The following is a 14,476-nucleotide window of genomic DNA, read 5'->3' as shown; positions in this document are numbered from 1 at the left end:
TTTTAATATATAGAGGTTTATATGAAGATAAATAAAATTTTTAAATATCTAATGATTGCGTTTATAATTCTTTTTATTGTATCTATATGTTGTATTGAATTGTTTTACGAAGGAGGAGATGTAAATAGACTTTCTAACAAGGATCTCACTCCAGAGATGGTTTCAAAGATTGCACGATACTCAACAATTTATGAATATCTAATTGTATTTTTACTTTCACTTTTGGGATATGCTTTTGTAAGTACGTTTTTATTTTTAACAAGTCCCCTTGTTGCAGGAAAATTATATAAAGTAGTCCTTGTTGTAATTTCATATATTTCGTGTATTGTTATTTCTATTAGAGGATATTCAGTTATTATAAACTCAGACTTTCTTTTGAATTTTTGCGGAAAGATTACAGAGCATGCTTATAAAACAGTTTGGCCGCACCTAATTATTTTGAGTATTATATTATTTGCAAAATTTATTGAGAGGTCAATAAAAAAAGATCTCAGAATGCTGTATGATAATGTAAAAAATACAAAAAATAGATATAATAATTATGATGTACTAAGAGATATTTTAGGTGACCATTCGAAAAAGTTTTAGATTTATTTTAATTATTTTAAATTTCACTTTTAAAATTGTACCAACTTTATTATTAGTTTTTATATCATGCTAAATTAGTTCTTAGAAATAGGATTATGTGAAGGAGAAAGTTTTTGATTTAAGTTTTATATTTTAAATTAAATTACTAAAGAATTATATAAATTTATTTTGGGGAGCGATATAAAATTATAGATGAGTTTTAAGTGTATTATTATAGTTAAGATATTTTTAGTTTAAACATTTATGTAGTTAAGGAGATTTGTTATGAAATTTTTATTAAAATATGTGGTGGAAAATGTTTAATTATAATACTTCAAAACCGGCTGAGCCGGCAAAGAAATTTTTTTCATACCAAGCGTTGTATTTTATTTTTTCTTTATTGGCAATTTTATACATGGTGAATGAAATTGTTGTTTTTGATTTAGTTGTTTCAGGATATATAAGAGCTGGAGCATCTAATTTCGGAGCAGATAACAATACTATTTATTTGGTATTAAGTTTGATTTCACGTGTTTCAATTCCTATAGGAGTGTTCTTAGTATTTTTAAGTACTCTAAAGAGAGGGAAAAAATTTGTTTTAAACTTGACGATAGTGACTTTTATATTTGAAATAATTTATGATTTATACTCTTTTGACAAATTAATAGATATTAAATTTCAAAGTCCTGTTTTTTCACTTCTTCTTGGAGCATTTTTTACTCTTGCTTGGAAATATTTTGATTTCAAAAAGATAATTAGACTTCCACTTGTTATATTATATATTTTTGTATCTATATATAGTAGAGTTGATTATGGAATAATAATAGGGATTTTATTTGTTGTGCTTAATTTTCTTGAGCCTAATAGAAAGGGACAATCACTTTTTAGTTTTGCTGTTCTTATTCCAGGCGCAAGTATGATCTTTGCACCGTTATTTTATTATTTTTATGATGAAAACAACAATAGGAAGAGCTATAATAGTTCTTTAAATTTTATTTTTCCAATAATCGCTTTGTTGTTGTGGCGATTAAGAATATTAATTTTGAGATAGGAGATTATTTATGGAGATTCAAAATTATGTTGATAAGACACTTTTAGGTTGGATTTATTACAATGAAAATTATACTCATGGAGAAAATACTAATGCTATTAATAGAGTGTGCTATGTTTATCCACGATATATTTTAGTTGATGACGAGACTGTTGTTCCAATTGATCCGGCAGATTTTCCAATGCTCGGAAGTTTTGAAGTTAGAATTCAGGGTGGATTTTCGGCAGAGGATGTAGTTGATAAGCTTTCTCACTTGGTAAAAGCTAAACTTAATATTATGCCTGAAGAGGATAAGGATCAACAAAATAACCATTATAGATTAAAATTTAACCCGACATATAGTGAAGAAATTAGTGAGGTTTGGCTTGAGGGTTTTAAGGACAGTAATTTTTATCAAGTAGTAAAAACGGATCTTTCAATTGAAGATATTTTAAAGAGAAAATCTATAGATTATTTTTTAGATAATATTTATACAAAACATATTGTTGTTAAGAACAAAGAGGGATATTTTGGCCCTTTTGATTATTATGTTGAAAACAATCAAATTAAATTATTTGCAACTGATAAATTTGACTATCATATTTTAAAACCGAATCCTGCAATCATTTCAAAAGAAGTCTTAAGAATAGGCGACAGAGCAGACAATGGTGTAGATTTGGTTATGGCTAAGTCAATGTCTGAATCGGCAGATTTAAAAGACTCATATGATTTTATAAATGACACAACTCTGCTCGATAAAATCCTTTCGATTTTTGAAGAGAGAAAGATGACCGACAGAAATCAAATTAAAGAGCTTAAAAAACTTTTACTAACGCAAATTGATCCGGAAAAATATCCGGATATAACGGAAAATCGTTTGATAAAACTTAAAGAACTAATAAGAAGTTCGGAATATCAAGATGATTTTCTCTCTAAGATTTCATATTATCTTATGGAAGATGAAGAAAATAGAGATTATGTTTTACGCAAGATATTGGATACAAGGTTTGAGGAACTTGAGGAACGCTCTACGAGATTTATAGAGGTAAGAGAGAGACTTGATGAATTAAATAGAGAAAAAGCAAATCTTGAATCAACATTGGATACAATCAGAAGTGAAGTTTCTGACGCTAAGAGTTTTATATTAAAAGAAAATGAAGAACTTTCAAATAAGCTTAATATGGAAATCGATGCACTTAAGAAAAAGCGTGATGAACTTGACTCGGAAATAAATTCTCTCGTCGGTATCTATGATTTGGCGACTGCCGACTCAGTTCTAAAGCAAAATATATCGGCAAGAGAAGCTCAAATAAATGAATTATCTCAAACTCGCGACAGCATTTTAAAAGAACTAAAAGACGGCATAGAAGAGTTTAATAATACTGGACGAGTGATTGGACGCGCTTTGAAGGAAAAAGGCTTTAATGATATTCTTATGACCGTTAGAGGTACAAAGAATTTCGAATATATACCATATCAAAATATGTCATACGCTAATTTCGATTCGAAGGATGAAATTATAGACTATATTTTATACAAGATGAACAAAGTATATAATCATAGAATTTCAAGGAATGGCGTTATTAATTTACTTGCTCTATTTGCACAAAACTTCATTGTAAATTTTGATGGTAAAACCGGCAGTGGAAAGACTTCACGAGCAACAGCATTTTTAAATGCATTGGGATTAAATTCGCAAAATAATAGATTTGTACGTATAAATGTTGACCCGGATGTTAGATCGGTTCGAGATTTGGTTGGTTTCTATAATCCAAATACCGGCGAAATTGTAAAGAACAACAGACGTTTATATGATTTGCTTGAAATGATGGAAAAAGATACGGAAGATGTTTTGTCATGTGTTCTTTTTGACAATGTTAACTCTTCGATTCCGGAGCACTATTTGTCAGGTTTTATAGATAAAAAAATCAACGAAACTATGAATATAAGTCTAGGTGGAGGAAGAGAGTTTGAAATAAAGCCTAGCCTTAGAATTTTGACAACAATTACAGATGATCACACTGGATTTATATTATCTGATAGATTTTATGACAATTCTGCAACTTCAACTCAAAATTACGATGGACGCAGCGTTTATAAATTAAATAATTTGGAATTTGAAGACAGAGGAGCGGTTTCGTATAGTGATATAATGACATTTAATGAAAAGAAATCTTTTTCAAATGACTTTGAAATCAAATTCAACTCATTGATGTCAATTTTCAGGAAAAACGGAGCATATATTTCATCGAGATCAGAAGAAAAGGCAAGAGATTATATTGAGTCGGTTCAAGATATGATGGATCTTACATCTCCTATGCAAAAGTTCCTTCCTATTGAACTTGCAATAAGCCAATTTATTTTACCAAATTTGAATTTGGACAAAATGAACGATAGGTTTTTCTCAGGAATTTTAAATGAGTTAAAGAATATGCAGCTGTTGGAAAGCAGATTCAAAGATATAAAGGCTACGAAAGATAGAATAGATATTGAAAGTCGTCTTGATTTTTAGGGGGTGTTACTATTAAAAGTTACCTCGTATTACACTGTATTTATCCAAAAAATGACTTAGTTATAGATATGGATGAAGAAAAGAAGTCGTCTTTTTTGAAAGGGTGTGTATTTGAGAATGGCCTTTACAGTATTGAGTACATCACATATACTGATAAGGAAATTGCTGAAGGAATACTTTTTGTTGATTCGGAGCCGATTGCAGAAATAGAATTTGTAAAAAAACAAGATAATAGATATGAATACAGATTTCTATTTCAAACACCGGCAGGTGGAAGAGTTCGTTCGTATCCGTTTTTAATGCTTATTGACTCAATTAGAATGAATCTTTTTATAAGATTTGAGGACGATGAGGAAATGAATCTTCAGTCTGAAAGGATTCTTGTAACTACAAAAAATGACACAGACAGAGAAAATCTAAAAGATATGATTTATTATATCGCTTCGGACAAGGGGCTTTATAGAGAAATAAACTCGGAATCATCTGAATCAGCACTCATTGTGAGCAGTATAAATAATTATTTTGATAGAGTATTTATGGCGGTTCAAAAATATAAACCATATTTTTTTCCACAAAACAGTTCTGCAGGTTTTAGTGCATCAAAAACTACAAGGCAAGGTCGTGTCAGTTTTCTTACTAAGAGAGAAAACATGGAACCGGGTTCTGATGAAGAACGAGTTCAACTCATAAAATTCTTGAATATGCTACATGACGATGCTTTAAGTATTTTAAAAGAGTTCGAAGACATTCTTTTTAAGAACACTAAAAGATTTAGAGATTTAAAGAAAAATATTCCACCAGGGTTTTCTGCACCGGTTATAACGACGCAAGAGCTTAGAATAAAGAAAGGGTTTAAAGAGTTTAACAGATTAAGACGAAGCATCTCAAAACTTAGAAGACTATTGGAAGTGATGGGTTCATTCAATCGACGCGTTAAAAAAGATTCTTTCCGACCTAAGAAGAATTTTAAGATTAAAGAAGTAAATAACTTGATTTTTATGTGGCAAAAGAGTAGAAATATGAGTCTATCTTATCAAAAATTTTTCTACAATATAGAATCTCTTGATAAGCTTTATGAATATTATTGTCTTGCAAGACTGCTGAATTTTATAGATGTGAACGAATATTTGCCGGATAGAGAAAAGGATATAAATTACAACTATAAAACAGAAAATGAGCTTTTTGAAAATGAAGAGTTCTTGTATAATACATTTTATAGAAAAAAGAATGACTTAAAATTAACGCTTTATTTTCAACCGGTTATATACGGCAATCATTATGAAAATGAGATTGGACTTTTAAGAACAAGCGGTTATGACGGAATGTATACACCATTTAATAAGACGGGAAACTACTACAGTCCGGACTTTGTTTTAAAAATCAGCGGCGTTAAAGATGCATATTTAATTTTGGACTCCAAATTCCAAACCAGAAATACGATTTTAAAAGGTCATATGGAAGAGGTTATCAGTAAGTATTTCATTCAAATAAGAGATGAAAAATTTGAAAGAAGCCAATATGTTTATATTTTGCAGGGGAGAACGGATGACACATTAAATATGCTTTGGAACTATGAAAATAAAGAAGCAATTAAAGAAAAAGATATTTCTACATTTGGAATTATTCAGTTTTCACCGGATGTTAAAATGAATATATATTTTGATGATATACTTGCAAAGCTTGAAAGCATTGCAAGGGGAGAATAAAAAAAGCAGCACTTTTATCGTGCTGCTTTTTTTATATGAAAACGACTTTTTCAGTTCTTTCTTTCACTGTTGGAATTTCGTCGCTGTAACCAAGTGCACACATTCCGAATGAGATGTGGTCATCAGGAATTGAAAATTCTCTAAGAACGTCTCTAACTTTTTCGCTGTTGTTTTCGCGAAGTTGATTTATCCAAACGGCTCCAATACCAAGGGCATGACTTGCAAGATACATATTTTCCATTGCAGTTGAAGTGTCAGCATCGCCAAGTCTCAAATCTTTTGGAACTGTTACAATTATGAGAGCTTTCGCATCATAAATTCTGTAATTTTCAAGATTGAGTGATTCTCCGATTGCCTTTGCTAATTTTTGGATATCTTTTTCTTTTGTAAGGACTGTGAAGAGCCTTTGTTGTTTATTCATTCCGGTTGGAGAAGCCTTTGCGCATTCAATAATCTTTTCAAGAGCTTCTCTAGGTATTTCTTTGTCTTTAAATTTTCTTGTGCTTCTTCTGGTTAAAATATTTTCAATTGCATCCATAATGATTGTCCTCCTTTAAGTAGAAATCCGCTCTCAATCAAAGAGAGCGGACTATATGATTTATAACTATGCCATAAAAGCTTTATAAGCTTTGTAGCACATATATGTGTCTGCTTTACTTGTAACTTCCATAGGTGCGTGCATACATAAAACAGCAGGTCCGCAGTCTACAACTTCAGCGCCATATTTTGCAAGTAGAAGTGCGATTGTTCCTCCGCCTCCCTTGTCAACAGCTCCAAGTTCTCCTGTTTGCCAAGTGACATCCTTGTCGTCAAAGCATTTTCTTACTTCTTGAAGGAATTCGGCATTTGCGTCTGATGAACCACCTTTTCCGCCTGAACCTGAATATTTTGAAACTACGATTCCGCATCCAAGATATGCAGTATTTTGTGCTTCAACAGCATCTGCAAAGTCCGGATCATATCCAACTGTTACGTCAGCTGAAAGAACTTTTGAATTTTTTAGAGTTCTATTAACGTCAAGAGCGGAATAATTTCCTTCCAAGTTCACAAGTTCGTGAACAAGATTTTCCCAGAAATATGAAGCCATTCCTGTATTTCCCATTGAACCGATTTCTTCTTTGTCCATGAATAGACCGAGAGCGGTCTTTTCAGGATTTTCAACATCGAATATTGCACGCATTGTTGCGTATGCACAAACTCTGTCGTCTTGTCCGTATGCAATTACCATGCTTCTGTCGAGACCTAAATCTCTTGACTTACAAGCAGGAACAACTTCGAGTTCAGCGATTTGGAAATCTTCTTCTTCGAAATTATATTTTTCTTTAATAAGCTTTAAAATATTTTCTTTTACAGCATCTTTTTCCTTGTCTTTTAATGGAATAGAACCGAATAATACGTTAAGTTGTTCACCTGTAATTGCTTCACGCATCGGTTTTGATTGTTGATCGCGTGAAAGGTGAATTAATAGGTCGGTAACTGTGAAAACAGGATCGTTTATATCGTCGCCGATTGCAATTTCAATTTTTTTGCCGTCTTTATTGTAAACAACTCCATGAATAGCGAGAGGAATTGTTGTGTATTGATATTTTTTCACCCCGCCGTAATAGTGAGTTTTAAGTTTTACAAGACCACTGTTTTCATATAGTGGATTCGGTTTTAGGTCGAGTCTTGGAGAGTCAATGTGAGCTCCAACAATTTGAAGACCTTCGCTCAAAGGTTTTGAACCATAAACAATTAGAGCAACTGATTTATTCTTGTGGTTTACGAAATATTTTCCACCCTTTTCAAGTTTTCCTTCGGATTTTATAACTTCTTCGAGATCCTTGAAACCGTTTTCTTTGGCTCTTTTAATAATTTCTTGATTTGCGAGTCTTTCTGTTCTTGCGATGTCTAAAAACTTTTTATAGTCATCGTTGTAGTCAAAAACATTTTTTGTTTCAGCTTCATCGAGCTTTAACCATGCATTTTTTCTAACCATAAAAATCTCCCTTCTTTTTTATACTAATATTATAACAGATTTTGAAAATTATGTCATCTTTATGGGTATAATTTAAAAGAGGTGTTTATATTGCTATTAAAAAATGTTAATATTATTGATCCGCTTTCGGGAGTTGATTTCGAGGGGGATATAAGAATAAAAAATGGAAAAATTGAAGACGTTGTTGAAGGCTCTCTCGTTTGTGAACCGAATGAAGAGGTGTTCGATTTAGAAGGAAAAATTGTGGCACCTTCATTTTTTGATACACATGTTCACTTTAGAGATTTTGGTGAATCGGACAAGGAAACCTATGAGACCGGTGCTCGTGCTGCAATAAGAGGCGGCTATACTCATGTTTGTGCAATGGCAAACTCTAAACCGCCAATTGATTCAATTTCAAAATACGAAGAAGTACAGGAAAAAATAAAGAATATACCTTTGACCATATTTCAATCGGTCAATATGACTATTGGAATGAAAGGTGAGCATTTGACCGACTTTGAAGGTTTGAAAAAAATTGGAGTTAAGTGTATTACGGATGACGGATTTCCAATTGTTCACGAAGATGTGATGATCGAAGCTCTTAAACTTTCAGAGAAGTATGGATTTATTTTGAGCCTTCATGAAGAGGACCCTAGTTTTATAGAGCATCCGGGATATGACGATACCGCAAATAGGAAAGCAGAGATTTCGATTATTGAAAGAGATTTGAAACTTCTAGAAAAATACGGCGGACATATAAATATTCAACATCTTTCGAGCAAAGAAAGCGTTGAACTTATAAGGGATGCAAAGAAAAGCGGTTTAAAATTTACTTGCGAGGTAACGCCTACACATCTATTTTTCACAAAGGATATGGTCGAAAAATACGGCACGCTTTTAAAGGTAAATCCACCTGTGAGAACTGAAATGGATAGAGTTGCTTTAGTAGAAGGGTTAAAGGATGGCACAATCGATATGATTGCAACGGATCATGCCCCGCACACTGAGGCCGATAAACAACTTGGTGAGTTCAAATCGAAAAGCGGACTAATATCTATTGAAACCGCATTTTCAGTTGCAATGGAAAAAATTTATCGTGAAAATATTATGCCGATGAAAGATATTATAAGATGTTTATCAACAAATCCTAGAGCTCTTTTTGGAATAAAGTCTCCGATTGCACCGGGTGAAAGAGCAGATTTGGTAGTTCTTGACAAAGATGCGGAATATATTTATGACCACTCATACAGCAAGTCTAAAAACACACCGCTATTCGGTAGAAAAATGATTGGAAAGGTTTTGATGACAATAAAGGATGGAAAGGTTCTTTATAACGATATGAAGGAGGATAAACGTGAAGATAGGTTTAATTGTTAATCCGATGGCTGGAATCGGTGGCTCTGCAGCACTTAAGGGAAGTGACGGTAAGGAAATTCAAAAACTTGCAATAGAGCGTGGGGCTAAACCGAAGGCAAATGAACGTGCAAAAGAAGTATTTGAAATTTTAAAATCTGAAAATAGTATTCCTGAAATTGTTGCGGCTCCGGGCGTCATGGGATCTGCCATGCTCAATAGTTTGGGGATTAAGCATAAAGTTGTGGGCAATATAAAAGATGAAACATCAGGGGAAGACACAACTGATATCGCAAGGGAAATTTTAAAAGAAAATGTGGACCTAATAGTTTTTGCAGGGGGGGACGGAACAGCAAGAAATATTTATGACGCTGTAAAAGACAGTCTTCCTGTTGTGGGAATTCCTGCAGGAACAAAAATGCACTCTGCAGTTTTTGCAAATACTCCAAAATCCGCGGCTTTTCTTATAAATCGAATGATGAACGGGGAAAAAGTAGATAAAATTTTAGAAGAGGTAATGGATATAGATGAAGAAGCATTCAGAAATGAAATCTTAAATGTTAAACTTTATGGTTATATGTATGTTCCGTTTGTTGCAAAATTGATGCAGGCATTAAAGAGTCCATCAACTGCTGGAGGCCAGGCCGATATTGATACAATATGTCATTGTACGGTTGATAATATGGAAGAGAACGTGCTCTATTTTATTGGAACGGGTTCAACTTTAAAACCGATTGCAAACATTTGTGGATATGAAGGTTCCCTTTTGGGAGTCGATGCTGTTTTAAATAAAAAACTTGTGGGAAAAGATCTATCGGAAAAGGAAATATTGGGACTTATTGATAAATATGGAAAGAGTAAAATTATTGTTACAGTAATTGGAGGACAAGGATATATATTTGGTCGTGGAAATCAACAATTTTCACCGGAGGTAATAAAAAAAGTAAGAAAAGAGAATATCATTGTTCTTGCAACAAGAAAAAAATTAAATTCCATACAAGGACCTTTGAGGGTTGATACGGGAGATGAAGACGTAAATAATATGCTAAGAGGATATGTAAAAGTTTTGGTGGATTATGATTTCTATTCCATGAAAAAAGTTGAATAATAAAAAATAACTCTCAATCATATCGATTGGGAGTTATTTTATGTCAAGATTCAAAACGTCCTTTAATTTTATAGTTGAACCTTTTCTTTCTATATTCAGTGCATTTATAATCATCTTTGAAAGTTCGCCACGTTTTATACTGTCGCTGTTTCTTGAATTAATGCCTTCGTTCAGTCCAAGCGAATCTGAAAGAGTAACAATCAAATCTGAATTTTTAGCTTCTTCTTCGTATCCCAGTATCCTGAGTAAGATTGTTTCGAGTTGAAGAACTGTGACGTCATCGCCAACACCAAATATTTTATCAGATTTACCTTCCATAATGCCTTTTTCAGCAGCCCAGATAATAAACGGTCTGTAATAGGCCTTGTTGTCAACATCTTTGAATTCAAGTTTTCCAGTCATAGATTGAGCTCTTTTTTCTTCAGAGTAAAGTCTTGCAATGATTATTACAAGGTCTTGCCTTTGAAGAGTTTCCTCGAGCATCAAATCTCCTTTAGTATCCCCCTTAATGATGTCTGACTTTTCAAGAAGTTTCGCCTCACTATAATATTTAGTTGTATAAGCTTTTACATTTGAATTAAGACAAAACAAAATGACAAAAAACAAAGTGAAAAGCGAATTAACTATTCTTCTCAAGTTCGTGGCCCCTTTCAAGTTTATACAAAAACAACAGTGCACTCGCACCTATACTTATATGATACTTTATACAGGTGTTTTTTTCAATAGAATCAAGATAAACGTCACAAAAATGTAATATAACAAATTATTATTTCAAGTATGAAACATAAATGTAACACTCATGAGATTGACATTAGTGTATTTAAAGTGTACAATTAAAAGTAGATTCTAATGGATTGATATAAGGAGGATGGAAATGAACAAAAAGATTACTAAATTTGTGGCAATTGCAGCAGCTGTTCTAATGCTGCCTGTTACAACATTTGCCGCTAATTTCAAAGATATCAAAGACACTTACTGGGCAAAAAGTTATATTGAACAATGTGCAGACTTGGGATTTATAAACGGATTTCCTGATGGAAAATTCAAACCGAATGAACCGGTAAGATTTACAGAACTTATAAAAATGCTATCGAACTTTTTAAATGTGTCTGAAGCTGATATGCAAAGTGCAGAAAGCACATATGGACCGACGCTGAATAGCGTGAAACCGACACCATGGGTAAGACCATATCTTTTAAAATGCCTTCAAAAAAAAGTTGTTAGTTTGGAACTTTTAAATTCTGCTGCAAAAAAAGGAACACCATCAATGATAAAAGATAATGCACAATATCAAATGTCAAGGATAAGTGCAGTAGATTTATTTTTCAATGCCATGGGTCTTGATAAAGTTCCTACAGCATTACAATATAAGGATTCAAATGTTTTGATTAAAAATTATGCTGATCAAATACCTAAGATAGGTGCACTTCAAAAAGCTGGAGTATTAAGCACACAAGGAGATGAAAGCGGAAACTTTAGACCTAAGTCTACAATTACAAGAGCTGAAGTTTCAAAAATGTTGTATGTTGCATACGCATACATTGAACAAAACGGAAATAAATTAAATGATACTACTGTAACACCTGTGCCATCAACACCGTCAGTACCATCAAATCTTGAAAATGTAATGGGTGTTGTTAAATCAATTTTCGGCATGGGCAATGGACAAAATTTTATTTCAATCAATACTCCAAACAATGAGTTAAAAGTATACAATTTCCCGGCAAATGCAAACGTTACGGTTAACGGTCAAACAAGCAACGCCTCAAATGTTAAAGAAGGCATGGAAGCTGTTCTTACAATTTCAGGGGAAACAGTATATAACGGAGAGTTTAAAGATGCTATAAAAGAAATCAATGGAACGATCAAAGAAATTAGAAGCAACAATTATGATACAAAGATTGAGTATAAGGAAAATAACAGTACAAAAACTATAACACTCGACTTTAGAAACGCCGACATAAAACTCGACGGTAAGACTGCAAGATTTGATCAATTGAGAGAAGGATATGAAGTAAAAGTAACTTATAGCCAAGACAAAGCAACAAAAGTTGAAGCTAAGAAAAATATAAACTTCGCCGGATTCTTTGAAAAATTTGAATATGACTCAAGAAGCAGAAAATATAGAGTATATTACAGACCTGACTATAACTCAAGCAGAACAGACTATTATGAACTCGACAATTATGTTTATATAAATAAATCAAATAGAAGTGTAGATGCAAGAGAATTAACGAGAAATAACAGCAATAAATACTTTGTAAAAGGGCAACCTGTAAGTTTCGAATTCTATAGAGGAAGTAATGATATTGTTACAGGAATCTATTATGATTTTGACGGAAATGTAAGAGACGGAAATATTTACGGATATATTTATAACGATGTAAGAAGAAATTACTCAACTATGGATGTATCTCCAAAACTATACAAAGACACTCGTAGAAATGAATATGTTTCAATAAACGTTGACAGCTACACAGATGTCTATGCATACAATAGCAATAGAAGATTGGATTTAACATATCTAAGAAGAGATATGCTTGTTAATATCAAAATGAAGAATGGTGTAGCAACATCAATTGAAATTCTAAATAACGCATATGACGGAATTCCGGCAGGAACATATGTGGGAGAATTATATCAAATTTATTCTCGTGATGGATACATTGATTTGGATACATCTAGAAACAGTAGCTATTATTCTTATGATAATGCAAAGATTCAAAATGGCTCAAACCAAATCCCAATTGACGATTATAAAACAAAATTCTATTTGGACGGCAAAGCTATGACTATTACACAAATGATGCAAGCAATAGAAAATCGTTCATACAATGTTTACTTTGAAGCAGTTGTTAAGGTTGAATTAAAAGACGGAAAATATATTGCAACGGAAGTAAATGCTAAAACAACACCTTTTAACTATTAAACCAAAAGCCCTTCGGGGCTTTTTTATTACATAAAATTCGGGTATAAATAAGATATGAACAAGAAATTTGAAATCAAATATTTAGAAAGAGCGATATATATTTTAAATAAAATATATGAGTTATTGGGATATGAGGCATATTTGGTAGGAGGTGCAGTTCGAGATTTTCTTCTAAATCGGAGCACCTCTGATTTTGATGTTGCTATAAATGTTAAATCGCTTATTGTTTTTAAAGCTAGATTTTTTCAAGAAGAATTTAAATTTTTGCGATATGAGAAGTATTATAAATCAATAAAGTTTATAGATAAGAAGACAGGATTAAAGTTTGAGTTTACACCTATGAGAAAAGAATTTTATGGTAAAACTTGTGAACCGAGAATAATTTTTACTAATAAGCCCGAGGTCGATTCAAGACGAAGAGATTTTAAAATTAATGCAATATATATGGACAGAAATGAGAAAATTTTAGATTTTACAAACGGTATCTCAGATTTAAAGAATAGTAGAATAAGTTTTATCGGAAGTCCTAGAAAAAGAATTTTAGAAGACACAAAAAGAATTATAAGAGCTCTAAAATTTAGAGAACTACTAAGTTTTAAATTTCAAAAAGAAACTTATTCTGAGATTTTTAAAAATTTTTATTTAATTAAAAATATTAGTAATGACTATAAATATGATGAGTTAAAAACAATTATTTTAAAACAAGATGATTTAGTATTTAATTTACTTTGTGAAATAGGATTTATTAATAAAAGAACTTATGATCGAGAATATAAACAGAAATATAATTTATTTAAAAATTGTTTAGAAAAATATAGAATAAAATATGATATATTTATATCTATATTAATTATTAAATTTGAAATTAAAGACATTGAATCATTTCTGAATTTTCTTGGCTTTAGAAATAAACAGATTATAAAAATAAAAGAACTTATTAAGTTTTACAATTCTTCAGAAGATTATTTGGAAGTTTGCGCTTATATTTTGAATAAATATGGAGCAGATTTACTTTCTGATTTTTATGATGTTTATAATTTCATCAGAATTGTGTGGGGCGTTTCGTCTGCAGAGAGTGAAAAAATTGACAAAATAGCAAAAATCATTCATAATATAGAGAGGGGTTTGATTCCAAGTTCTATTAGAGAGGTTGATATAAACGGCGATGACCTGATGAAAATTGGAATTAAAGGTGCCCTTATTGGAAAAACTTTAAATGAGATTTTTAAGTTAACTTTGGTTGAAGAGAATAACCAAAAAGAAAATCTCTTGAAATTTGCCGATATAATTCATAATAGAATCCGGAGGTAA

At 31.9% G+C, this 14,476-nt stretch carries 11 protein-coding genes; 8 read left to right on the top strand and 3 right to left on the bottom strand.

What is annotated here, in order from left to right; translation table 11 throughout:
* Positions 1 to 21: 21 nt before the first annotated feature.
* The 4 genes from C7381_RS03165 to C7381_RS03150 all read left to right on the top strand — a co-directional run bounded on the left by C7381_RS03165 (position 22) and on the right by C7381_RS03150 (position 5,815).
* Entirely contained in the window at positions 22 to 588 is a 567-nt protein-coding gene (locus tag C7381_RS03165) for a hypothetical protein (protein ID WP_116479856.1), read from the top strand.
* Between the two features lie 295 nt (positions 589 to 883).
* The gene (locus tag C7381_RS03160; protein ID WP_116479855.1) at positions 884 to 1,618 is read left to right on the top strand and encodes a hypothetical protein; all 735 of its coding nucleotides are present in this window, start codon (positions 884 to 886) and stop codon (positions 1,616 to 1,618) included.
* Positions 1,619 to 1,628: 10 nt separating this feature from the next.
* Positions 1,629 to 4,109, top strand: a complete 2,481-nt coding sequence (locus tag C7381_RS03155; protein WP_116479854.1) for a hypothetical protein — start codon at positions 1,629 to 1,631, stop codon at positions 4,107 to 4,109.
* 68 nt (positions 4,110 to 4,177) lie between these two features.
* A complete protein-coding gene (locus tag C7381_RS03150; protein ID WP_116479853.1) occupies positions 4,178 to 5,815 on the top strand; it encodes a hypothetical protein in 1,638 nt (545 codons plus the stop codon).
* A gap of 31 nt (positions 5,816 to 5,846) precedes the next feature.
* Here C7381_RS03150 and C7381_RS03145 read toward each other — a convergent pair whose 3' ends face one another.
* Together C7381_RS03145 and C7381_RS03140 are read right to left on the bottom strand one after the other, a co-directional pair.
* On the bottom strand, positions 5,847 to 6,353 hold the full coding sequence (locus C7381_RS03145) for a nitroreductase family protein (RefSeq protein WP_034546034.1): 507 nt from the start codon (positions 6,351 to 6,353) through the stop codon (positions 5,847 to 5,849).
* Positions 6,354 to 6,419: 66 nt separating this feature from the next.
* Positions 6,420 to 7,793, bottom strand: coding sequence for an aminopeptidase (locus tag C7381_RS03140; RefSeq protein WP_116479852.1), 1,374 nt, complete (start codon positions 7,791 to 7,793; stop codon positions 6,420 to 6,422).
* Between the two features lie 90 nt (positions 7,794 to 7,883).
* On the opposite strand from C7381_RS03140, the gene C7381_RS03135 reads away from it, so the two are divergent.
* Together C7381_RS03135 and C7381_RS03130 are read left to right on the top strand one after the other, a co-directional pair.
* The gene (locus tag C7381_RS03135; protein WP_165803576.1) at positions 7,884 to 9,152 is read left to right on the top strand and encodes a dihydroorotase; all 1,269 of its coding nucleotides are present in this window, start codon (positions 7,884 to 7,886) and stop codon (positions 9,150 to 9,152) included.
* Positions 9,130 to 10,236 carry an ATP-NAD kinase family protein gene (locus C7381_RS03130; protein ID WP_245893711.1) on the top strand — a complete coding sequence of 369 codons (1,107 nt, stop codon included), beginning with the start codon at positions 9,130 to 9,132 and terminating at the stop codon, positions 10,234 to 10,236. The genes C7381_RS03135 and C7381_RS03130 overlap by 23 nt, the downstream gene beginning before the upstream one ends.
* Positions 10,237 to 10,269: 33 nt before the next feature.
* Here the strand turns inward: C7381_RS03130 and C7381_RS03125 are convergent, their stop codons facing one another.
* Positions 10,270 to 10,872, bottom strand: a complete 603-nt coding sequence (locus tag C7381_RS03125) for an S-layer homology domain-containing protein (protein WP_116479849.1) — start codon at positions 10,870 to 10,872, stop codon at positions 10,270 to 10,272.
* A gap of 238 nt (positions 10,873 to 11,110) precedes the next feature.
* Between C7381_RS03125 and C7381_RS03120 the strand changes: the two genes are divergently transcribed.
* Both C7381_RS03120 and C7381_RS03115 read left to right on the top strand, forming a co-directional pair.
* Complete coding sequence (locus tag C7381_RS03120) at positions 11,111 to 13,165, top strand: S-layer homology domain-containing protein (RefSeq protein ID WP_165803575.1); 2,055 nt, start codon at positions 11,111 to 11,113, stop codon at positions 13,163 to 13,165.
* Positions 13,166 to 13,219: 54 nt separating this feature from the next.
* The gene (locus C7381_RS03115; protein ID WP_116479847.1) at positions 13,220 to 14,476 is read left to right on the top strand and encodes a tRNA nucleotidyltransferase/poly(A) polymerase family protein; all 1,257 of its coding nucleotides are present in this window, start codon (positions 13,220 to 13,222) and stop codon (positions 14,474 to 14,476) included.

This window comes from Ezakiella coagulans, assembly GCF_003096635.1.
Taxonomy (GTDB): Bacteria; Bacillota; Clostridia; order Tissierellales; family Peptoniphilaceae; genus Ezakiella; species Ezakiella coagulans.
The sequence above is the reverse complement of the archived record's forward strand: the minus strand, read 5'-3'. Positions and strand labels throughout refer to the sequence as shown.